The organism is Streptacidiphilus jeojiensis (assembly GCF_042510965.1).
Lineage (GTDB): Bacteria > Actinomycetota > Actinomycetes > Streptomycetales > Streptomycetaceae > Streptacidiphilus > Streptacidiphilus jeojiensis.
Genome location: NZ_JBEUKS010000004.1, coordinates 524,398 through 544,994, shown reverse-complemented (window position 1 = coordinate 544,994; position 20,597 = coordinate 524,398). Strand labels below are relative to the sequence as shown.

20 protein-coding genes are annotated in these 20,597 nt (G+C 71.4%); 10 read left to right on the top strand and 10 right to left on the bottom strand.

Features of this window, described 5'->3' with window-relative positions; translation table 11 throughout:
- Positions 1–24: 24 nt before the first annotated feature.
- Positions 25–1,914, bottom strand: a complete 1,890-nt coding sequence (locus ABUW04_RS14655) for a cellulase family glycosylhydrolase (RefSeq protein WP_380564954.1) — start codon at positions 1,912–1,914, stop codon at positions 25–27.
- Positions 1,915–2,431: 517 nt separating this feature from the next.
- On the opposite strand from ABUW04_RS14655, the gene ABUW04_RS14650 reads away from it, so the two are divergent.
- The 6 genes from ABUW04_RS14650 (at position 2,432) to ABUW04_RS14625 (ending at position 8,616) form a co-directional block, all read left to right on the top strand.
- Positions 2,432–4,060, top strand: coding sequence for a purple acid phosphatase family protein (locus ABUW04_RS14650; protein WP_380564952.1), 1,629 nt, complete (start codon positions 2,432–2,434; stop codon positions 4,058–4,060).
- A gap of 181 nt (positions 4,061–4,241) precedes the next feature.
- On the top strand, positions 4,242–5,324 hold the full coding sequence (locus ABUW04_RS14645; protein ID WP_380564950.1) for a lactonase family protein: 1,083 nt from the start codon (positions 4,242–4,244) through the stop codon (positions 5,322–5,324).
- Between the two features lie 490 nt (positions 5,325–5,814).
- Complete coding sequence (locus tag ABUW04_RS14640) at positions 5,815–5,979, top strand: hypothetical protein (RefSeq protein WP_198037441.1); 165 nt, start codon at positions 5,815–5,817, stop codon at positions 5,977–5,979.
- A gap of 107 nt (positions 5,980–6,086) precedes the next feature.
- Entirely contained in the window at positions 6,087–6,380 is a 294-nt protein-coding gene (locus ABUW04_RS14635; RefSeq protein ID WP_380564947.1) for a Dabb family protein, read from the top strand.
- 253 nt (positions 6,381–6,633) lie between these two features.
- The gene (locus tag ABUW04_RS14630) at positions 6,634–7,488 is read left to right on the top strand and encodes an RNA polymerase sigma factor SigF (RefSeq protein ID WP_380564945.1); all 855 of its coding nucleotides are present in this window, start codon (positions 6,634–6,636) and stop codon (positions 7,486–7,488) included.
- A 303-nt stretch (positions 7,489–7,791) separates the two neighbouring features.
- Entirely contained in the window at positions 7,792–8,616 is an 825-nt protein-coding gene (locus tag ABUW04_RS14625) for an RNA polymerase sigma factor SigF (RefSeq protein ID WP_380521386.1), read from the top strand.
- Between the two features lie 91 nt (positions 8,617–8,707).
- Here the strand turns inward: ABUW04_RS14625 and ABUW04_RS14620 are convergent, their stop codons facing one another.
- From ABUW04_RS14620 to ABUW04_RS14600, 5 genes are all read right to left on the bottom strand, one after another.
- On the bottom strand, positions 8,708–9,556 hold the full coding sequence (locus ABUW04_RS14620; protein WP_380564943.1) for a tyrosine-protein phosphatase: 849 nt from the start codon (positions 9,554–9,556) through the stop codon (positions 8,708–8,710).
- A 286-nt stretch (positions 9,557–9,842) separates the two neighbouring features.
- Positions 9,843–10,034, bottom strand: coding sequence for a hypothetical protein (locus tag ABUW04_RS14615; protein ID WP_030253707.1), 192 nt, complete (start codon positions 10,032–10,034; stop codon positions 9,843–9,845).
- 83 nt (positions 10,035–10,117) lie between these two features.
- Positions 10,118–11,380: a glucarate dehydratase family protein gene (locus ABUW04_RS14610; protein WP_380564941.1), complete on the bottom strand. Its 1,263-nt coding sequence runs from the start codon at positions 11,378–11,380 to the stop codon at positions 10,118–10,120.
- Positions 11,377–12,393 carry a 5-dehydro-4-deoxyglucarate dehydratase gene (locus tag ABUW04_RS14605; protein ID WP_380564939.1) on the bottom strand — a complete coding sequence of 339 codons (1,017 nt, stop codon included), beginning with the start codon at positions 12,391–12,393 and terminating at the stop codon, positions 11,377–11,379. The genes ABUW04_RS14610 and ABUW04_RS14605 overlap by 4 nt, the downstream gene beginning before the upstream one ends.
- A 162-nt stretch (positions 12,394–12,555) precedes the next feature.
- Complete coding sequence (locus ABUW04_RS14600; RefSeq protein ID WP_380564938.1) at positions 12,556–13,215, bottom strand: GntR family transcriptional regulator; 660 nt, start codon at positions 13,213–13,215, stop codon at positions 12,556–12,558.
- Between the two features lie 178 nt (positions 13,216–13,393).
- Between ABUW04_RS14600 and ABUW04_RS14595 the strand changes: the two genes are divergently transcribed.
- The 4 genes from ABUW04_RS14595 (at position 13,394) to ABUW04_RS14580 (ending at position 16,741) form a co-directional block, all read left to right on the top strand.
- The gene (locus ABUW04_RS14595) at positions 13,394–14,062 is read left to right on the top strand and encodes a bifunctional 4-hydroxy-2-oxoglutarate aldolase/2-dehydro-3-deoxy-phosphogluconate aldolase (RefSeq protein WP_380564936.1); all 669 of its coding nucleotides are present in this window, start codon (positions 13,394–13,396) and stop codon (positions 14,060–14,062) included.
- Entirely contained in the window at positions 14,062–15,012 is a 951-nt protein-coding gene (locus ABUW04_RS14590) for a sugar kinase (protein ID WP_380564934.1), read from the top strand. The genes ABUW04_RS14595 and ABUW04_RS14590 overlap by 1 nt, the downstream gene beginning before the upstream one ends.
- 67 nt (positions 15,013–15,079) lie before the next feature.
- Positions 15,080–16,057, top strand: a complete 978-nt coding sequence (locus tag ABUW04_RS14585) for an aldo/keto reductase (protein WP_380564932.1) — start codon at positions 15,080–15,082, stop codon at positions 16,055–16,057.
- Between the two features lie 51 nt (positions 16,058–16,108).
- Positions 16,109–16,741: a uridine kinase gene (locus ABUW04_RS14580; RefSeq protein WP_380564930.1), complete on the top strand. Its 633-nt coding sequence runs from the start codon at positions 16,109–16,111 to the stop codon at positions 16,739–16,741.
- A 25-nt stretch (positions 16,742–16,766) separates the two neighbouring features.
- On the opposite strand, the gene mscL is transcribed toward ABUW04_RS14580, so the two are convergent.
- From mscL to ABUW04_RS14560, 4 genes are all read right to left on the bottom strand, one after another.
- Complete coding sequence (mscL, locus tag ABUW04_RS14575; protein WP_030253692.1) at positions 16,767–17,213, bottom strand: large conductance mechanosensitive channel protein MscL; 447 nt, start codon at positions 17,211–17,213, stop codon at positions 16,767–16,769.
- 184 nt (positions 17,214–17,397) lie between these two features.
- A complete protein-coding gene (locus ABUW04_RS14570; protein WP_380565044.1) occupies positions 17,398–19,047 on the bottom strand; it encodes an MDR family MFS transporter in 1,650 nt (549 codons plus the stop codon).
- A gap of 83 nt (positions 19,048–19,130) precedes the next feature.
- Positions 19,131–19,655 carry a MarR family winged helix-turn-helix transcriptional regulator gene (locus ABUW04_RS14565; protein ID WP_380564928.1) on the bottom strand — a complete coding sequence of 175 codons (525 nt, stop codon included), beginning with the start codon at positions 19,653–19,655 and terminating at the stop codon, positions 19,131–19,133.
- Positions 19,656–19,809: 154 nt separating this feature from the next.
- Positions 19,810–20,325: a histone deacetylase gene (locus tag ABUW04_RS14560; protein ID WP_380564926.1), complete on the bottom strand. Its 516-nt coding sequence runs from the start codon at positions 20,323–20,325 to the stop codon at positions 19,810–19,812.
- Positions 20,326–20,597 lie beyond the last annotated feature (272 nt).

Here is a 20,597-nt window from a genome sequence, read left to right as displayed (position 1 = left end):
CGCCCGCGCTTCAGCCGCCCGCGCTCAGCCGGTGCCGGACCAGGCCGCCAGTTCCTTGGCTGCGGCCGTGCGTTGGGACGCCGAGTCGGGGGCACCGGCGGCGATCAGGGCGTAGTGCAGGGTTCCGGCCGGGGAGCTGCTGGAGAGCAGCAGCCGGTTGGAGCCGTCGCCGGCCTCGTCCGGGGCGACCGCGACCGGGTGGTCGGCGACCTCGCCGGTGGCGGTGTAGGAGGGCAGGCCGCGGAGGGTGCCGAGGTCGGAGACCACCGTGGTGGTGGCCGGGTCGAAGGCCTGCGGCAGGTGGAGTTCGGTGGGTGCATCGGTGCTGCCGGAGCGCCAGGTCAGCACCGCGTAGGGGCCGCCGGTCGCCAACAGTGCCGCGACGTTCGGCAGGGTTCCGGGGACGGTGTTCCAGCGCATGGTGGTGCTGCCGTCCCGGGACAGGTCCTCGTAGCTGAAGGCCAGCGCGTCGCCGGAGACGGCGCGCGGGTAGACCCGGTCGACCAGCAGTTGGTCCACCCGGAGGGCCACGCCGGAGCTCCCCTGCTGGACGACGGAGTAGTCCTCGCCGTTCCATCCGTCGCCGCTGGTCTGCACCTTGCTGGGGTTGTCGTTCATCAGCTCGTGGTGCTGGCCGCTGTAGATGTCCCACTGCCACTGGGTGCCGGAGACCACGGTGCCGGTGGGCGCCCCGCCCGCCGCGGCGCTCCACCAGGCCGCGCCGGTGGCGGTGGAGTCCAGCGCCTGGTAGGTCGCCTTCTCCACGCTCGGGCCCTTGTCCGAGGTGTAGCCGGTGAGCGGGTACCCGAACTCGGTGACGGCCAGCGGGCTGCCGAGCGCCGCGGCCCGCTGCCGGAACCCGGCGAAGGTGGAGCTGTACTGCCCGTCGGTCGCCTTGCCCAGCATCAGGATGCCGCTGAGCGCCTTGGCGTCGTAGTAGTGGGTGTTGAAGACGTAGCGGCTGCCGAGCGAGGCCACCAGCGGGAAGCCCCCGGGCTGCGAGGTGCCGCCGACGTTGACGTTGACGTCCCAGAAGGCCAGCGGTTCGACCCAGGCCGTCTTGGACTGCCAGCCCGCCGCGTCCATCCGGGCCCGGAACCGCTGGTAGAACGGCCACAGCAGGTCCCGTTCCCAGGTCGTGCTGGTCTGCCCGGAGTCGTAGCTGCCGGACGAGGGCTCGTTGAACGGGTCCACGCCGACGATCTGCGCGAAGTCGCTCGCGGAGAGGTGCTGGCGCAGGTAGTCCATGGACTGCTGGGCCTGGTCCAGGAAGGCCGTCTGCACACCCACCGCGCCGGCCGAGGTGGTCAGCGTCCGGTTGTGCCAGAAGTCGTGCAGCGCTTCGGTGACCGCCGCGTTGGTGAGGTAGTTCTGGCCCCACTGCACGCAGATGCCGCAGGACTCCTGCGGGTATCCGCCGGCCTGCACCACCCAGGCCGGCGCCCCGTCGCCGGTGTACCAGCTGCCCTGGTTGAACAGCGCGCGGGAGTAGAGGTCCTGGTGGTAGTCGATGAGGACCCTGATGCCGCGTGAGGTGAAGGCCTGGATCTGGTCGGTGAGGGCGCTCAGGTAGCCGGTGTCGACGCCGGCGGGGGTGGGCTCGGCCCCCGCCCAGGACACCACCAGCCGGATCAGGTCGGCGCCGGTCAGCTTGCGCATCGCGGCGGCCGCGATGTCGGCGTCGGCGCGGGTGGCGAAGGGCAGGTAGCCGTTCTCGGCGAGTTTGGACTCACCGGAGACGTTGAACCCGCGCAGCACCACCTCGCGGCCGTAGCCGTCCCGCAGCACGGGGGCACCGCTGCTGTCGGTGGTGACGACCACCTGGTCGGCGGTCGCGGTGTCGAACCAGAGTGCTGAACTCGCGGCGGCGGCGGAGCTGCGGGTGGCCCCGGTGAGCTGACCTCCGGTCAGCATGGCTGCGGCGAGGGCCAGCGCGGTCGCCGCAGCGGCCCCGCGCCGCCGCCGGCGACGTAACAGGGAGGGGGACGGGGATCCGGACACGGGCGGGGGCGGGGGCGAGGGCGGGGACGGCGGCGAGGACGGGGGCGAAGAGGGGGGCGAGGACGGTTCTGTGGATGCCATGACCGCGACAGTCGCACCGAACCCGCGAAGGCGGAAGAGAACGGAACAGGCCGGTTCCGGCTTCTGCCCGAGGCGTGTTACGCCTGGTCACAGCCGTTTCGCGGCAGCACCGGCGGGTCCTGCGGGGCCGCTGGTGCGGGCCTGGACAGTGGTGCGCAGTGCGATGCGGTGCGGTGGCAGCGCAGTGGCAGCGCGGTCGCGGCCCGGGGGTGGCTGAGGGCCCGCTGTGACTCCGCCAAGCACGTCATATGTCCAGCCCCGAAAGCGAGTTGGGCTCATTGGTCATGGCTGTTCGGTGTTCATGTCCGCGCCCTCTCGGCTTCACCTCACGCTGCCAGAGTCCCGCCACATGGACATTCCACGGATGGGCATTCCCGACCACCTCGCCGAGCAGATGAGCATGGCCGAGCAGCACGACTACCTGCGCCGACGGTTCTCCCGCGGGTACTCCAGAAGAGGCATCCTGCGCGCGAGCGCGGCCACCACCGGTGCGCTCACGGCCGTCGGCGTGCTCGGCTCCCCCGCCTTCGCCGCCGCGCCGGACCTGGTGACCCGCTCCGCCACCGACGGGATCGACGGCTCCCTGGTCGCCCCGGTCGGCCGCCACCTGGCCTTCGGTGCCGACCCGAGCACCCAGTTCCGGATCTCCTGGCAGGTCCCGGCCGCCGTCAAGAAGCCCTTCCTGCGTTTCGGCCGGCATCCGCACGAGCTGGGCCAGCGCATCCCGGCCGAGCTGCGCGACCTGCACACCCCCGCGCTCACCGCCACCTCCGCCGCGCTGGACCAGTACTACCTGCACGTGGCGCTGGACCACCTGCAGCCCGGCACCACCTACTACTACGGGGTGGGCCACACCGGCTTCGACCCGGCCGACCCGGCGCACGCCGCCACCCTGTCCACCTTCACCACCGCCCCGGCCCCGCGCCGCGGCGAGGGCAGCAGCGCGCACGACGCCTTCACCTTCACCGCCTTCGGCGACCAGGGCGTCAGCGCCCACGCGCTGGCCAACGACAACGTGATCCTGGCCCAGCAGCCGGCCTTCCACCTGCACGCCGGCGACATCTGCTACGCCGACCCCGACGGCCAGGGCCTGGAGAGCGACAGCGCCGACTACGCCGCGACCACCTGGGACAGCTTCCTGGCGCAGACCGAGACCGTGGCGTCGAAGATCCCGTGGATGGTCGCCTACGGCAACCACGACATGGAGGCCTGGTACTCGCCCACCGGCTACGGCGGCGAGGAGGCCCGCTTCTCGCTGCCCGAGAACGGCCCGACCAAGGACAGCGGCGTCTACTCCTTCCGCTACGGCAACGTCGGCGTGATCTCCCTCGACGCCAACGACGTCTCCTACGAGATCCCGGCCAACAACGGCATCACCAGCGGCAAGCAGACCACCTGGCTGGAGCGCCGGCTGCGGGAGTTCCGCCAGGACGCGGAGGTCGACTTCATCGTCGTCTTCTTCCACCACTGCGCCTTCTCCACCACCCACCAGCACGCCTCCGAGGGCGGGGTGCGCGACGCCTGGGTGCCGCTGTTCGAGCAGTACCGGGTCGACCTGGTGATCAACGGCCACAACCACGTCTACGAGCGCACCGACGCGATCCTCGGCGGCAAGGCGTCCAAGGCCGCCCCGAGCGGTGCGAGCATCCGTCCGGCCGAGGACGGCGTGGTGTACGTGACGGCGGGTGCCGCCGGCCGTAGCCTCTACAGCTTCGACTACGCGGACACCTACGAGGGCAACGAGCACCGGGTGGACGAGCTGGTCACCTACCACTGGGAGAAGGGTTCGGTGAAGGTCGCCGAGACCATCGACTGGTCCCGGGTCCGCTACACCGGCTACTCCTTCCTCCGCGTCGACGTGGTCCCGGCCCGGAAGGGTGCGACCGCCAAGCTGAAGCTGACCGCCCTGACCGAGTCCGGCACGGCGTTCGACCACCTCACCATCGAGCGCGAGGCGGGCTCCACCCGCGGCTGGTGACATCCCGTCAGCACGGCTGAGCAGCAGCCTAGCTCGGTGGGCTGCGGTGCTGTGGGGTGGGGTGCGGTGCGGTGGGGTGCGGTGGGGTGCGGTGCGGTGGGGTGCGGTGCGGTGCGGGGTCGGCGCGAACAGTCGGCACCCGCTCCGCCGCACCGACGCCCCACCGTGGACACTGATCCCCATGACAGCGCACCCCGCCCCCACCGGCCCGCACCCCGGTCTCCTCGTCCACACCGGCTCCTACACCCCGGACACCGGTGGTGAGGCCATCGGCCTGGCCGCTCTGCGGTTCGACCCGGAGACGGGCACGCTCACGGTCGACGCCGCCCTGCCGGAGGTCCCCGTCAGCGGCCCCTCCTTCCTGGTGGCCCACCCGTCCGGGCGGGTCGTCTACAGCACCAACGAGTCCGTGTCCGGGACCGTCAGCGCCTTCGCCCGGCAGCCGGACGGCGCGCTGGTCCCGCTGGGGTCCCCGATCGCGAGCGGCGGCACCAACCCCTGCCATCTGAGCGTGCACCCGGACGGCGGCTGGCTGCTGACCGCCAACTACGGCGACGACACCATCGCCGGCACGGTGGCCGTGCACCGGCTCGACGAGGACGGCGTCCCGGTCGAGCTCACCGATGTCGCCTTCCACCAGGGCGGCGGTCCGGTCGCCGGGCGGCAGGAGGTCAGCCACGCCCACCAGGTGGTCGTCGACCCGTCCGGCCGCCATGTGCTCGCGGTGGACCTCGGCACCGACACGGTCTACACCTACCGGCTCGACACCGTGTCCGGGACCCTGGAGCTGGTCGTCGCCAACCAGTTGCGGGCCGGATCCGGACCCCGGCACCTCGCCTTCGCCCCCGCCGGCGACCTGGCCTGGATCGCGGACGAGCTCTCCTCGTCCGTCACCGGCCTGCGCTACGACGCGGCGGCCGGCACCTTCACCGAGGTCTCCAGCGTCCGCGCCACCGCGGCCGACACCCACAACCAGCCGGGCGGCATCGTCGCCTCGCCCTGCGGCCGCTTCGTCTGGATGACCAACCGCGGCGCCGACACGGTGGCCGCCTTCCGGGTCGAGGGCGACACCCTGCAGCCCGTCGGGGAGACCCCCAGCGGTGGCAGCTGGCCCCGTGGGCTGGCCCTGACCGCAGGTCACCTGCTCGTCGCCAACCAGTACAGCGGCACCGTCGCCGCCCTGCGCATCCTGGACGACGGCTCCCTGGAGCAGCCCGCCCCGGCCGCCGCCATCCCCTCGGTGATCTGCACGCTGGCGCTCTGACGTCCACGGCCGGGCGGGACGGGACGCCAGCCCGACGGGAAGCCGCCGGACATGACGAAACCCCCTGCACCCGGGTGCTGATCACCAGAACCCGGGGAGGGGGCTTGCCGGAAGGTCCGGAAGGTACTGCCGGAAGGAGGGGGGAGCGGCCGTGGGGGGACAGGCCGCTCCCCCGGCGGAGTCCCACAACCGGCCGTCGCGTCGGGGGGATGCCGCGGCGGCCGGTCCCACAGCGGGGACTCCGGTCCGTGTACCGGGAGGTTCCTGCCAGACCCGCTCGGTACACCTTCTACTCTGCTGCACGGAGCAGGGCAGCGCACCCGGCAAGCGTCCCCTTCCGGGGGGACCTTGGTCCCTTCGGGTTCACCGGGACTTTAGCCGGGGCACGGAAGGGGCAGGTGGGATCCGGCCCGGGATTGCCGTCCACGACCGGATCCGGGAGCACTAAGCTTCGGCCATAGGAGTGGGGCGCTGGGAGGCGGGCGGGGTCATGGGGCAGGCGAAGAAGATCGCGATGTATTGCCTGGTCATCTTTGTGCTCTATACGATCATCACGTCTCCGGTGCGGGCCGCCGACCTGGTGCAGGTCGGCTTCACGGGCATCTCCAGTGCGGCCAAGTCGGTGGGGACCTTCATGACCAGCCTGGTCAAGTGAGGCTGCTGTCCCGGCCGGAGCATCTGCCGGACCATCCGTCGGAGCATCCGTCGCGGGAGCCGTGAAGTAGCCTCGGGCCGTCGGACACCACTCCCGAGGAGCCATCCATGATTCGCCACCTGGTCCTTTTCAAGCTGAACGAGGGCGTCGCCAAGGACGAGCCGCGGGTACTCGCCGGCGTCGCGGCGTTCGAAGGGCTCGGCAAGGAGATCGACGAGCTGCGCGAGTGGCAGTGCGGCTGGAACCTGACGGTCCGGGACATCGCCTACGACTACGCGATCAACAGCCTGGTCGACGACACCGAGGCGCTGCAGGCCTACCTCACCCACCCCGCACACCAGGCCGGGGTCGCCCTCTGGCGCGAGTTCGCGACCTGGGTGATCGCCGACATCGAGGTCTAGGACCTCCCCTCCCGTCCAGGGCCCCCGGGGGCGCGGCAGCCCACCGGCCACACCCCGACAGCCCACCGACAGCACCCCGACAGCGCGCCCCGGCGCCGCCACCCCGGAGCAGGACCGGACGGCGGCGCCGATTCACTCCTGGGTACCGACCGAGATCAACACGCCCATATGTGGTGCTTGCCCGAATAGCATCCCTCTTGTGATGCTATGACCGGTTTGCCGGATGGTGAACTGGGGCACGCGTTGCGCCTCCATGGAGCTCGCGAGGGGTGGCGTGTCGGTGCAGACACAGGGGAGCGCAAAGGACGAAGGTGACGCGCCAGCGGCTCCCGCGCCGGTCGACTCCAGCCGTGTGGACGTCCGCACCCTCACACGCGTGCTCTTCGAACGGATGGCCGAGCTCACCCCGGGGACCCCGGAGCACGAGCACGTCCGGGCCGCGCTGATCGAGGTGAACCTGCCCCTGGTGCGCTACGCCGCCGCCCGCTTCCGCGGCCGCAGCGAGCCCATGGAGGACGTGGTGCAGGTCGGCACCATCGGACTGATCAACGCCATCGACCGGTTCGACCCGACCAGGGGCGTGCAGTTCCCGACGTACGCCCTTCCGACCATCCTCGGCGAGATCAAGCGCTACTTCCGCGACAACGTCCGCACCATGCACGTACCGCGCCGGCTCCAGGAGCTGTGGGTCCAGGTCAGTGCCGCCATGGAGGATCTGACGGTGGCCCACGGGCGGATGCCCAAGGTGCCGGAGATCGCCGCCAGCCTGCGCATCCCCGAGGAGGACGTCCGGGCCTGCCTGGACGCCGGGCGCGCCTACAACGCCACCTCACTGGAGGCCACCCAGGAGCACGACGGCGGCCTGGCCCTGCTCGACCGGCTGGGGTACGAGGACTCCGCCCTCACCCATGTGGAGCACAGGGACATGGTCCGGCACCTGCTGGTGCAGCTGCCCGACCGTGAGCGACAGATTGTGATGTTGCGTTTCTTCGGCAATCTGACGCAGTCCCAGATCAGTACCGAGCTCGGAATGTCGCAGATGCACGTATCCCGTTTGCTGGCACGGATCTTCGCCCGGCTACGCAGCAGTAACGCCTGGGAGAACTGATTCCCGGGCCCGCCCGGGGCCGTTTCAAACCTGCAGTTCACTTGGTGACAATCCGTCACTTTCCGTGCCAAAGCCAGCATTGCAGCGCGTTACCATCGCGTGACGTCTGGTCGTGTTGGGGTTTGCGATGGATGCTGAGCCGGTATCCCAGTGGAGGTACATCGAGTCGTCGCCTTGTCGACTCGGGCAGCGGCGGTTTTGTCACCATGAGGGGGTAGCGTGTCCGTAGAACTGGGCAGCCCTGAGGTTCACTCCCACGCAGCAGTCCTCCCCGCCCCCCGGGCGGCCGAGGTCGAAGCTCCGATCCTTCCGGGCGCGACGCCCGGTACGCCGGCGGAGCCCGAGATCGCCACCGAGGCGGAGGCCGGGCTCGACACCCGCTCCCTCTCCCGCAGCCTGTTCCAGCGCTTCGCCACGCTGACCCCCGAGCACCCCGACCACCCGTACGTCAGGGACACCCTGATCGAGCTGAACCTCCCGCTGGTCCGCTACGCCGCGGCCCGGTTCCGCAGCCGCAACGAGCCGATGGAGGACATCGTCCAGGTCGGCACGATCGGCCTGATCAAGGCCATCGACCGGTTCGACAACGAGCGCGGCGTCGAGTTCCCGACCTTCGCGATGCCGACCATCATCGGCGAGATCAAACGGTTCTTCCGCGACACCAGCTGGTCGGTGCGGGTCCCCCGCCGGCTCCAGGAGCTGCGGCTCTCGCTCACCAGGGCCGGCGACGAACTGGCCCAGAAGCTGGACCGCTCGCCCACCGTCGCCGAGCTGGCCGCCTGCCTGGGCGTCAGCGAGGAGGACGTGGTCGAGGGCCTCGCCGTCGGCAACGCGTACACGGCCAGCTCGCTGGACACCACCCCGACCGACGAGGACGGCGACGGCCCGCTCGCGGAGCGCCTCGGCTACGAGGACACCGCGATGGAGGGCGTGGAGTACCGCGAGTCGCTCAAGCCGCTGCTGGCCCGGCTCCCCGCCCGCGAGCGCCGGATCATCATGCTGCGCTTCTTCGGGAACATGACCCAGTCGCAGATCGGCGAGGAGATCGGGATCTCGCAGATGCACGTCTCCCGGCTGCTGACGCGGACCCTGGCGCAGCTCCGGGAGGGCCTGATCTCCGAGGGATGACCGCCGGCCGGACGGCGGGCCCGCTGCCCACCGTCCGGCTCACGAACGGACCGGCCAGGCCTCAGGCCTCCAGCGGCCCGGCGGGCCGCGCTCAGTCCTCCAGCAGGTTCTTCCGCAGCGCGGCGAGCGTGGCGGCGTCCAGGCCCAGCCCTTCGCCGAGGAAGGCGTCGAAGCTCGGCCAGCCCTGCTCGACGGCCGCGAAGGCGGCGTCCAGGTAGGCGGCCTCGGCCCGGATGACCGGCAGCATCAGGGACGGGTCCTCCATCACCCCCCTGGTGTTGAAGACCTCCATGATCCGCTCGATCAGCGCGGCCGAGCGCGTGTTGGTCAGCAGATAGTCCTCGTAGACGGTGTCGCGGTCCACACCCAGCGCGGTCAGCACGATGGCGGCGGTCCAGCCGGTCCGGTCCTTGCCGGCCGTGCAGTGGAACATCAGCGGGATCCCGTCCGGGTCGGCCAGCAGCCGGACCGCTCGGGCGAACAGCTCGCGGATCGCGGGGTCGGTGACGAACCAGCCGTACATCTCCGCCATGATCCGCTCGGCACCGCCGTCGCCCAGCAGGGCGTGCTGCTCCCGGGCGTCCTGACCGGCCAGGACGTCGCGCAGCGAGAGGTAGATGTCGTGCTCGGGCGAGTAGACCGGCAGGTGCACCAGTCGCACCGGCCCGTCGGCGCCGGCCGGGACGCTCTCGGGCAGCCGGTCGCTGCCGTTCTCCTCGACCTCGTTGAGCCCGCGCAGGTCCACCACCTGCCGCAGCCCGAGCCCGGCGAGGACGTCCAGGTCGGCATCGGTGAGCCGGTTCAGCGCGTCGCCGCGCAGGGCGACCCCGCTGCGGACGGTGCGGCCGTCCGCGGTGCGGTAGCCGCCGAGGTCGCGGGCGTTGGCGGCAGCCTTGAGGCCGAGGCTGCGGGCGCGGGTCCCGTGCTGGTCTGCGGTCACGTCGTTCTCTCCCCTGGCCGAGTGCTGCAGGCCAGTCTAGGCAGGGCGGGGAGACTCGCCCTTTCCATCTGATGACTCGTCAGTAAATTGGCGGGGTCGACGGCTCCTGCCGGGCCGACGCCTGCCGGACGCAGGGCAGCACCCCGCCGACCGGCGTGCCCCTGCGGGGTGGGCGCGCCGGTCGGCGGGGTGCTGTGCTGCTGGTGCCGGTGCTGCCGGCCACGAGTGCCGGTGGTGCAGCGGTGCTGTGGTGCTGTGGTGCAGTAGTGCTCTGGTGCAGTGGTTGCTACTTGACTGCGAGGTAGACCACAGCGGCGATGATCGCCAGCGCGACGATCACGCCGACCGTGATGACGCCCGTGCGGCTGCTCTCGCTGACAGCGGTGGCGGGCTTGGGCTGGGGCTCGTCGACGAAGGCCCGGAACATCTGCGTGCTCGCGGAGGGGTCCTCGACAGGGGGGTTCTGGTAGTCGGCCATGGCAGGTGACTCTAGCCAATCAGGGTGAGCAGTGGTCGCGCGTGTCTGTCGCAGTCCTGTACCGATCAAGTGAAACTCCTGCCTCACCAACCCGGCGTGTGCGGCTGGTAACCCGGGTGCAACCGCTGCATGTACGCGGTGTCGTCCCGGCGTCGCTGCCCGCAGTCGAGGTACAGCCGGTGCAGCCGGTCCAGGGCGTCCTGGTCCAGTTCGACGCCGAGGCCGGGGCCGGACGGCAGCGCCACCGCGCCCTCGCGGAAGGTCAGCGCGCCGGGGACGATCACGTCCTCGTCCTCGCGCTTCCACGGCCAGTGGGTGTCGCAGGCGTAGCTGAGGTGCTGGGTCGCCGCCGCGAGCTGGACCATGGCGGCGAGGCTGATCCCGAGGTGGCTGTTGGAGTGCATGGACAGGCCCACGCCGAAGGTGGCGCAGAGCGCCGAGACCTGCTGGGAGTGGCGCAGTCCGCCCCAGTAGTGGTGGTCCGACAGCAGCACCCCGATGGCCTGCTGCTTCAGCCCCGGGGCCAGGTGCTCGGGGGCGACCACGCACATGTTGGTGGCCAGCGGCATCGGCGCCTGCCGGGCGACCTCCGCCATGCCCTCGATGCCGGCGGTCGGGTCCTCCAGGTACTCCAGCACACCGTCCAGTTCGGTGGCGACCTTGAGCGAGGTGGGGACGGTCCAGGCGGCGTTGGGGTCCAGCCGGAGCGGGAGGTCGGGGAAGGCGGCGCGCAGCGCGCGGATCGCTTCGATTTCCTCCTCAGGGGGGAACACCCCGCCCTTGAGCTTGACGGCGCCGAAGCCGTAGCGGTCGATCATGCGGCGCGCCTGCCGGACGATCCCGTCCGGGTCGAGCGCCGCGCCCCACTCGTCCTCCGCGCCGCCCGGGTGGGCAGCCCACTTGTAGAAGAGGTAGGCCGAGAAGGGCACCCGGTCCCGCACCGCACCGCCGAGCAGGTCGGCGACGGGACGGCCGACGGATTTGCCCTGGGCGTCGAGACAGGCGACCTCAAAGGCCGAGAAGACCGAGAGCACGGTCTTGGAGCTGGAGGAGCCGCCGGTCAGGCCGTGGCTGTCGGCGAAGGCCCCGCCGCCGACGGCGCGGCTGACGGCCTGCTCGATCAGGCCGAGGTGGAACACATCCAGGCCGGTGATCGCGTCGGCGGCGGCCTCCAGCAGGGCGAGGAAGGCGTCGTCTCCGTAGGACTCGCCGAGACCGACGACACCGTCGTCGCAGTGCAGCTGGATGATGCTGCGCAGGGCGTAGGGCTCGTGCACGCCGACGGCGTTGAGCAGGGCCGGGTCGTGGAAGGCGACCGGGGTGACGGTGACCTGGCGGATCTTCACTTGGCCTCCTCGACGGCGGATGCGGTGGCAGTGGATGCGCTGGCGGTGGATGCGGCGGCGGCGGATGCAGCGGCTGCGGCAGCAGTGGACGCCGCCAGGACGGCCCGGCCTGCGGCGATCAGCCGGACCAGCTCGTCCACATCCTCCTCCGCCGCCTCGACCAGCGGCGGACGGACCCGCCCGACGGCCAGCCCCTCGCGCACCGCGGCGGCCTTGACCAGCGAGACGGCATAGCCGGGGACCTTGTCGCGCAGGTCCGCCAGCGGCAGCAGGAAGGCCGCGAGCAGGGCGTCGACCAGCTCGTCGTCTCCGGAGTCCAGCGCCCGGGCGAAGCCGTGGGCCAGGTCGGGGGCGAAGGAGTGCACCGCCGAGGAGTAGCTGCCGACACCGATGGCCCGGTAGGCGCGGGCCGAGAGCTCAGCCGTCGGCAGACCGTTGAGGAAGTGGAAGTCGGCGGCGCGCCGGTGCCCGCTGGTGCGGACGGTGGCGACGATCCGCTGCATCTGCTCGACGTCGCCGAGGCCGTCCTTGAGCCCGACCACCTGCTCCAGGTCCAGCAGGGCGAGGGCGGTGGCCGGGTTCAGCCGGGCATTGGCCCGCTGGTAGACGATCACCGGCAGCGGGCTGTCCCGGACCACGTAGCGGATGTGGCCGAGGACCCCCTCCGGGGTGGAGCTGACCAGGTACGGCGGCAGCAGCAGCACCCCGTCCGCGCCGCAGTCCACGGCGTCGGCCAGGTACTCACGGGCGACGGCCGGACCGCCGCCGACGCCGGCGAAGACCGGGACCCGTCCGGCGACGGTCTTCACGGCGAGGGCGACCACCTCCCGGTACTCCTCCCGGCTGAGGGCGGTGAACTCCCCGGTGCCGCAGGCGATGAACACCGCGGCGGTACCGGCGGCCACCTGCTGCTCGACATGGACGGCGAGGACGTCCAGGGCGAGTCGGTCGTCGTCGGTGAAAGGGGTCAGCGGGAAGGACAGCGGTGGGGTGAGTACGGCGTGGAGGTCCATGGGGCTCCTCAGCAGGGCATCAGGTCGTTCATGTTCATGAACTGCATTCAGTTTACTGAACGATTTGGGAGCGCGGAAACCCCACCCCTCCCACTCGGGGCGGTGATCCGATCGATAATCGGCCAGAGTTGGGGTGCTGTTCGGCTGCCGGTCGACCGCTGATCAGTCGGCGATCGGTGTGCCGATGCGCTCCCAGATGTCCAGCACATGCTCCCGGAAGAGGATCCCGGCCACCTCCGGGACGCCGCCCTGGAGCGCCGCGACCAGCGGGGTGTGGTGCTCCACGATCTCCTCCAGCCGGCCGAAGTACACCTTGTTGGACACCGCGGTGAAGCTGCGCAGGCTGGCCTCGGTCACCGTCCACATCCGCGCCAGCAGCCCGTTCCCCGCCGCCTCCCAGACGTGCCGGTGGAACGACACGTCGCTGTCCACCACTCCGGCGACATCGTCGCGGCCGGCCGCCTCGCGCATCGCCGCGACGTCCGCGTGCAGCACCTCGACCAGCCCGGCCGGGGCCAGCCGGCACACCTCGGTGGCCGCGAACTGCTCCAGCACCGCCCGCACCCGGTAGGCCTGGCGGGCGTCCTCCTCGGAGATGTCGGCGACGTAGCTGCCCCGGCGCGGGAACTGCAGCACCAGGCCGTCGGCCGCCAGCCGCCGCAGTGCGTCGCGCACCGGCGCCTGGCTGACGCCGTAGCGGCGGGCCAGCTCCAACTCGACCAGCCGGGCACCCGGCACCAGCTCGCCCGCGGTGATGGAGGCGCGGACGAGGTCGTACACCTGGTCGGACAACCGTCCGCCGAGTACGGGCTCAACAGTCATGGCGGTGCTCCTCAGTGTCGGAACCGACTCTATCGGGCGGGGGGTATCCGGCATCCATCCAATCGATTATCGTTCGTGCTGCTTCATCAGGATCCGCTGCCGTCCCACCTGCCCACCTGCCTGCCCACCTGCCTGCCCGCCTGCCTGCCCCCGACTGCCTGCGCCTGGAGACCCACCCATGGAACTCGCCACCCCCCGTCCCCCCGTCCTCGACCTGCTGCGCCGGGAGCGGCTGGTCGCCGTCCTGCGCGGCGCCGACGCCGACGCGCTCACCGCCGCCACCGCCGTCCTCGCCGCCAACGGCGTCCGGTTGATCGAGCTGACCCTCTCCAGCGACGCCGGGCTCACCGCGCTGCGCCGCGTCGCGGCCGACGGCACGCTCCCGGCCGACACCGTGCTGGGCGCCGGGACGGTGCTGACCCGGGACCAGGCCAGGGCCGCCATCGACGCGGGGGCCCGCTACCTGGTCACCCCCGGTGTCACCGAGGAGGTCCTCGCTGAAGGCGTCGACCAGGGCGTTCCGGTGCTCTGCGGAGCGCTCACGCCCAGCGAGGCGATGGCCGCGGTACGGCTCGGCGCCACCGCAGTGAAGCTCTTCCCCGCCTACGCCGTCGGCGGCGCGCGCTACCTGCGGGACCTCCGGGCGCCCCTCCCCGACGTCCCCTTCATCGCCATCGGCGGCATAGCCCTGGACGACATCGCCGACTACTTCGCCGCGGGCGCCGTCGCCGTCGGCGTCGGCTCCCCGCTACTGCGCGAGGCCGGGACGGACAGCAGCCCGGCCGCGCTGGCCGCCCTCGCCGAACGGGCCCGGGCCTACGTCGCCGCGACCTCGGCGGAGCGCTGATGCCCGGCCTGGTCACCCTGGGCGAGACCATGGCCGTGCTGGGCTCCCCGCGCCCCGGACCACTGCGGCACGCCCCCCACCTGGAGCTCTCCATCGGCGGCGCGGAGTCCAACGTCGCCATCGGCGTGCGCAGGCTGGGGCACCCGGCAGCGTGGATCGGCCGGGTCGGCGCCGACGAGTTCGGCGCGCTGGTGCTGGAGCGGCTGCGCGCCGAACAGGTCGAGGTGAGCGGCGCCCTGGTGGACCCGGACGCCCCCACCGGACTGCTCGTCAAGGAGCAGCGCACCCCGGACGTCACCCGCGTCCAGTACTACCGCACCGGCTCGGCGGGCTCCCGGCTCTGCCCGGCCGACGTGGACGCGGCCGCCGCGGTGATCACCGGCGCCGGTGTCCTGCACATCACCGGAATCACCCCGCTGCTCTCACCGAGCGCGGCCGGGGCCGTCGCCCGGGCGGTGGAGCTCGCGGTCGCGGCGCAGGTCCCGGTCTCACTGGACGTCAACCATCGCGCCGCGCTGGGCGGAGCGGAACTGCTCCGGGAGCGGCTGGCGCCGCTGCTGCCGCACCTCTCCCACCTCTTCGGCGGCGAGGAGGAACTCCTGCTGCTCGCCGACGCGACCGACGAACCGTCAGCGGTGGCCCGGCTCGGCGGTCCCGAGCTGGTGGTCAAGCGTGGAGCGCGGGGCGCCTCCGTGTATCCGGCGGACGGCGGCCCCGAACTGCACCGCGCGGCCGTCCCGGTACGGGCCCTCGACCCGGTCGGCGCGGGCGACGCCTTCGTGGCCGGCTACCTCACCGCGCTGCTGGACGGCGCCCCCGTCGCGGAACGCCTCCGGCTCGCCTGCCTCACCGGAGCCTTCGCCGTCACCGTCCCCAATGACTGGTCCGGCCAACCGACCCGCGACGAACTGGGGCTACTGGACGCGGAGGCGGGCACGACGCTGCGGTAGCGGTAGCGGTAGCGGGGCGGGGGCGGCGGTGGAAATACCCCGCCGCACCGCCGCGTTGCCCCTGATCATGACCTCTACCTCCGCTTCCGGGTCCCCCTCCCCCTGGCGCACCACGCTCGGCGCCTCCGACCTCTCGGTCTCCCCGCTCTCCCTCGGCGGCAACGTCTTCGGCTGGACCGCGGACACCGAGCAGTCGTTCGCGGTCCTCGACGCCTACACCGCGGCCGGCGGCAACTTCATCGACACCGCCGACGTGTACTCCGCCTGGGCACCGGGGAACTCCGGCGGCGAGTCGGAGACCGTCCTCGGTGAGTGGCTGGCCGCGCGCGGCAACCGCGCCGAGATCGTCGTGGCCACCAAGGTCGGCTCACACCCGGAGTACCGGGGGCTCAAGGCCGCCACCATCGCCGCCGCCACCGAGCAATCCCTGCGCCGCCTCGGCACGGACACCATCGACCTGCTCTACACGCACTTCGACGACGAGAGCACTCCGGTGGAGGAGATCGTCACCGCGCTGGACGCCCTGGTCCGGGCCGGCAAGGTCCGCCACATCGCCGCGTCCAACATCTCGCCGCGCCGGCTCACCGACTCGCTGGAGTTCTCCAGGCGCGAGGGCCTGGCCGCGTACGTCGCGCTGCAGCCGAGGTACAACCTGGTCTCCCGCGACAGCTACGAGGGCGAGCTCGCCGACGTCGCCGCGGCGTTCGGGCTGTCAGCGGTCCCCTACGCCGGACTCGCCGCCGGCTTCTTGACCGGCAAGTACCGTCCGGGCGGCGCCGCCGTCGACAGTGTCAGGGCCGCCGGCGCGTCCAAGTACCTGGAGACGCCGACCGGGCCCAAGGTGCTGGAGGCGCTGGACACCGTCGCCGCCGAGCACGGCGCCGAGCTCGGTACCGTCGCCCTGGCCTGGCTGCTGGCGCAGCCGACCGTGGCCGCCCCGATCGCCAGTGCCCGTACCGTGGAGCAGCTCCCCGGCCTGGTCGCGGCCATCGACCTGGAGCTGGGCGCGGACGAGATCCAGCTGCTCACGGCCGCGTCGGCGTAACCGGTCGGCGTAACCGGTCGGCGTAATCGTAGGAAGGGATTGGGGATTGCCGTGGAGGTCCGTCCGCTGACACCGGCAGCGCTCGCCGACACCCTCGCGGAACGGGTGCACGCGCTGCCGCTCCCAGAGGGCGGGCGGCTGCGGGTGGCGGTGGACGGGGCGCCCGCCGCCGACCCCGGCGGCCTCGCGGAGGCCGCCGCCGCACTGCTGCGGCTGCTCGGACGGCCGGTGGTGCGCGTCAGCGCGGCCGACTACCTGCGCCCGGCCTCGCTCCGGCTCGAGTACGGCCACCAGGACGCCGACGCCTACTTCGACGGCTGGCTCGACACCAACGCCCTGTTCCGCGAGGTCTTCGACCCGCTGGAGCCGGGCGGCAACGGCCTGGTCCTGCCCGCGCTCCGGGACGCCCGGGCGGACCGTGCCGTCCGCGCGCAGCCGGTACCGCTGCCGCCCGGCGGCGTCCTGCTGCTGGACGGCCCGCTGCTGCTCGGCCGCTGGCTGCCGCTGGACCTGACGGTCCATCTGCGGCTCAGCCCCGCCGCGCTGGAGCGGCGGACCCCGGAGGACGAACGGTGGACCCTGCCCGCCTTCGCCCGCTACGAGGCGGAGACCCTGCCGACGGACGCCGCCGACCTGGTCGTCCGGGCCGACGACCCACGCCGACCGGCGCTGGTCGTCGGCTGAGCGGACGTCAGTACTGCGGGTGACGTCAGTACTGCGGGTTCTGCGGGAACTGCTTGGGCATCTCGACCTGGACCGTCAGCGGGATGGTGCAGAAGGAGCAGCGGGTCGCAGCGGCCGGAACCGTGCTCAGGCACTCCGGGCAGTCCTTGGTGTGGACGTCGGGCTCCTTCGCCGGGAAGAAGCGCTCGTGCAGCCGGTTGATCGGCATGACGACGAAGTAGTAGACGACGATCGCTATCAGCACAAAGCTGATCAGGGCGGAGACCAGGGCGCCGTACGGGAAGGTGACCCCGCTGACGTTGAAGGTCTTCTTGCTGTAGTCACCCGTCGAGTTGGTGATCAGGCCGACGATCGGCGTCAGGAACGCGGTGACGAACCCGTTCACCACGGCCGTGAAGGCCGCACCGATCACGATGCCGACCGCGAGGTCGACGACGTTCCCGCGCAGCAGGAAACTGCGGAAACCCTTCATGGTTCTCTTCTCCGTACTGTCCGGCGCCAGCGACTGGGACTGGGGGCTGGGACTGGGGGGTCTGACGGGGGTTGGGACAGGGGAACTGGCGCGGGCCACACCCTCCCAGGTTTGACCCCGAACATGCGAACGGCCCCACCTCACGGTGGGGCCGTTCACGCGTCGGACACTCCTACGAGCGGTCCTACGAGGCGTCAGCTTCCTTCGCCGCTGCCTTCTCCATCGCCGCGGCCGCGGCCTGCGCCTGGGCCTGGATGCCGGAGACGCTGCGCAGCGGCACCTCCTTGATGAAGAGCACGAGCACGAAGGCCAGCACCATCACACCGGCGCCGAGCAGGAACACCAGGTGCATCGAGTCGGCGAAGCCCTGCTTGAACGGGGCCGCGAACACGTCGTCCAGCTTCTGGATGAACGAGGAGTCGCTCAGCACCGAGGCACCGCCGCCGCTGGAGCTCGGGTGCTGGATCATCTGCACCACCGGCTGGTTGCCGGCCTTCCCCGCGACGGCGGGGTTGTTCAGCGCCTGCTGGAACTGCGGGGTCTTCGCCGCGGCCGTGAAAGCGTCGTTGATCTTGTCGCCGACGGTGCTGAACAGCACCGACAGGAAGATCGCGGTACCGGCGGTGGCACCGAGCTGGCGGAAGAAGGTGGACGAGGCGGTGGCCACGCCCATGTCCTTCGCCGGGACGGCGTTCTGCACCGACAGGGTCAGCGTCTGCATGGTGAGGCCCAGGCCGATGCCGAAGAGCAGCATGAAGACCATGGTCTCCATCAGCGGGGTGTTCCACTGCACCTCGAAGTGGAACAGCAGCATGGCGACGACCAGCAGTGCGGTGCCGATCACCGGGAAGATCTTGTAGCGGCCGGTGCGGGCGGTGAGCTGACCGGTGGCGATCGAGGCGGACATCATGCCCAGCATCAGCGGCAGCATCAGCAGACCGGACTTGGTCGGCGACGCGCCCTTCACGATCTGCAGGTACTGCGGGATCATCAGCATCCCGCCGAACATCCCCATGCCCACCAGCACCGACAGCACGCTGGTCTGGCTGAACACCTTGTTGCCGAACAGCCGCATCGGGATCAGTGCGGCGTCGCCCATCCGGCGCTCCACCAGGATCCAGGCGACCACGCCGGCCACGCCGATGACGTAGCAGGCCAGCGACCGGCCGGAGAGCCAGCCCCAGGTCTGCCCCTGTTCGGCGACCAGCAGCAGCGGGACGACGCCCAGGGCGATGGTGACCGCGCCCCACCAGTCGATCCGGTGGTTGCGGCGGGTGTGCGGGACGTTGAGCACCTTGGCGACCACGACCAGCGCGACCATGCCGATCGGCACGTTCACCAGGAACACCCAGCGCCAGCCGGCGATGCCGAGGATGGTGCTCTGACCGGCCAGGAAACCGCCGACCAGCGGGCCCAGCACGCTGGAGGTGGCGAACACGGCGAGGATGTAGCCCTGGTAGCGGGCGCGCTCGCGCGGCGGCACGATGTCGCCGATGATCGCCAGCGCGAGCGACATCAGACCACCGGCGCCCAGGCCCTGGAAGGCGCGGAACGCGGCCAGCTCGATCATCGAGGTGGCGAAGGTACAGGCGATCGAGCCGGTCACGAAGATGCTGATGGCCGCGAGGAAGTACGGCTTGCGGCCGTGCATGTCGGAGAGCTTGCCGTAGAGCGGCGTGGCGATGGTCGAGGTGATCAGGTAGGCCGTGGTGGTCCAGGCCTGCTGGCTGAGGCCGTGCAGGTCGTCGGCGATGGTCCGGATCGCGGTGCTGACGATGGTCTGGTCGAGGGCGGCCAGGAACATGCCGATCATCAGACCGCTGAGGATGGTCATGATCTGGCGGTGACTCAGCCCGCCCGGTGCGGGTATGGGCTCCGGTGACGCGACCGCCGTCCCCCCGCTGCTGCTGCTACTGCTCACTTGGGCTCTCCTTGCCGTGCCGCGGCGGACGCCGTCGGGGCGGTGGCCCCGAGCGTTCCGCCGAAGAGTTCGTGGTGGTTCTCTGCGAAGTCGTCGTTGAGGCGTCCGAACAGCCGGACCAGCTCGTAGCGGTCCTCGGCCGTCCAGGCCTCGAGCAGCCGGGCCAGCCGCTGGTTGCGCAGGTCCCGGTAGTGCTGGAAGGCGAGCACGCCGGCCTCGGAGGCCGACAGCAGCGTGCCGCGGCGGTCCTCGGGGTCGGGAGTGCGCTCGACCAGGCCCCGGTCGACCAGCGAGCGGACCTGCCGGCTCACCGTGGACAGGTCCAGCAGCGTCTCGGCCGCGAGGTCGGTGGCCCGTCGCGGACCGTAGTTCACCAGGCGCGCGAGCAGCAGGCGGTCCCCGCCGCCGTTGTCCTCCCGGGCCCGGAGCTTCCACGCGTGGATCAGTCGCGTGAACCGGCTGACCTCGTCACCGAGCGCGAGTGCGGCCTCCGCCGCGGTGGCGGTGCCCCCCGGCTTCATCGGTGCCGATGCCGGTGCCGGTGTCGATGCCGGCGCCGACGCTGGTGCCGCCGTTGCTGTCGCGGTCACTGTCCGTTCCATGGCGGTCCCTCCCGGATGCTGCTGGTCGCCACTTAATTGCTTGTCTCCAGCAAGTAACTGTACACGGCATCGTTTAATTCCCTCCTACATGCCTGCCCGGCATGCCCGTCCGGTCGCCGTTGCCGTCCAGCAGGGCCACGATGTCGGCCGCGTCCCACTCGCCTTCGGCGCCAGGCCGTCCGGCGAGGTAGTCGGCGATCTTCTCGCGCGTCCAGCCGTGGGACTCCCGGAGCCCCGAGGCCAGATTGCGCAGATACGCAGCCGACGGCTTGTTCAGCGGCGCCTCGGCGCTGCGCCAGGGAGCGGTGAACGTCAGCACCGGGCAGCCGTCCAGCACCCCCAGGCAGACGAGCGTCTGGTACCGCCCGTCGCCGAGACTCGCCCGTCCAGCGATGAGAACCGCACTGAGGTCGAGGTCCTCGCCGGGGGTCTCGTACATCTCCTGAGCAGCGATGTCAGCGAACTGCGAGGCCGTCAGGAGGTAGGCCCGGGCAGGCATCTCCCCTTCGTCCAGGGGATCGTAGAAGCCCATGCCACCGGTCCAGGCCATGGACTCCAGCGCGAAGTAGAGCCGACCGGGCAGCAGCACCGGGACCGTCTCCCGCGGAGGACGCCGATCGCGGCATCCGGGGTACGTACGCCTACCACCGGGGGGCCGTCCGCCCGAGAGGTAGTAGTTCAGTCGATCAAGATGCATGTTCGACCCGTATGCGGCGTACCAGACATTGCGCGCGGTCGCGGCACGTCCAGTGGCTCGCTCCGGCCTGCGGGGTGTGATCACCCCCTGGATCATGCTCAGCCTGCCGTCCGACCATGCCGGCGACGGTCCTGTCCCGGTTTTGGAGACAGGTTCGGGCGCAG

Coding starts and splice junctions, on each gene's coding strand:
- ABUW04_RS14655 (WP_380564954.1), bottom strand. CDS start 1,914: ATGCTGACCGGAGGTCAGCTCACCGGGGCCACCCGCAGCTCCGCCGCC.
- ABUW04_RS14650 (WP_380564952.1), top strand. CDS start 2,432: ATGGACATTCCACGGATGGGCATTCCCGACCACCTCGCCGAGCAGATG.
- ABUW04_RS14645 (WP_380564950.1), top strand. CDS start 4,242: ATGACAGCGCACCCCGCCCCCACCGGCCCGCACCCCGGTCTCCTCGTC.
- ABUW04_RS14640 (WP_198037441.1), top strand. CDS start 5,815: ATGGGGCAGGCGAAGAAGATCGCGATGTATTGCCTGGTCATCTTTGTG.
- ABUW04_RS14635 (WP_380564947.1), top strand. CDS start 6,087: ATGATTCGCCACCTGGTCCTTTTCAAGCTGAACGAGGGCGTCGCCAAG.
- ABUW04_RS14630 (WP_380564945.1), top strand. CDS start 6,634: ATGGAGCTCGCGAGGGGTGGCGTGTCGGTGCAGACACAGGGGAGCGCA.
- ABUW04_RS14615 (WP_030253707.1), bottom strand. CDS start 10,034: ATGGCCGACTACCAGAACCCCCCTGTCGAGGACCCCTCCGCGAGCACG.
- ABUW04_RS14605 (WP_380564939.1), bottom strand. CDS start 12,393: ATGGACCTCCACGCCGTACTCACCCCACCGCTGTCCTTCCCGCTGACC.
- ABUW04_RS14600 (WP_380564938.1), bottom strand. CDS start 13,215: ATGACTGTTGAGCCCGTACTCGGCGGACGGTTGTCCGACCAGGTGTAC.
- ABUW04_RS14595 (WP_380564936.1), top strand. CDS start 13,394: ATGGAACTCGCCACCCCCCGTCCCCCCGTCCTCGACCTGCTGCGCCGG.
- ABUW04_RS14590 (WP_380564934.1), top strand. CDS start 14,062: ATGCCCGGCCTGGTCACCCTGGGCGAGACCATGGCCGTGCTGGGCTCC.
- ABUW04_RS14585 (WP_380564932.1), top strand. CDS start 15,080: ATGACCTCTACCTCCGCTTCCGGGTCCCCCTCCCCCTGGCGCACCACG.
- mscL (WP_030253692.1), bottom strand. CDS start 17,213: ATGAAGGGTTTCCGCAGTTTCCTGCTGCGCGGGAACGTCGTCGACCTC.
- ABUW04_RS14570 (WP_380565044.1), bottom strand. CDS start 19,047: ATGACCATCCTCAGCGGTCTGATGATCGGCATGTTCCTGGCCGCCCTC.
- ABUW04_RS14565 (WP_380564928.1), bottom strand. CDS start 19,655: ATGAAGCCGGGGGGCACCGCCACCGCGGCGGAGGCCGCACTCGCGCTC.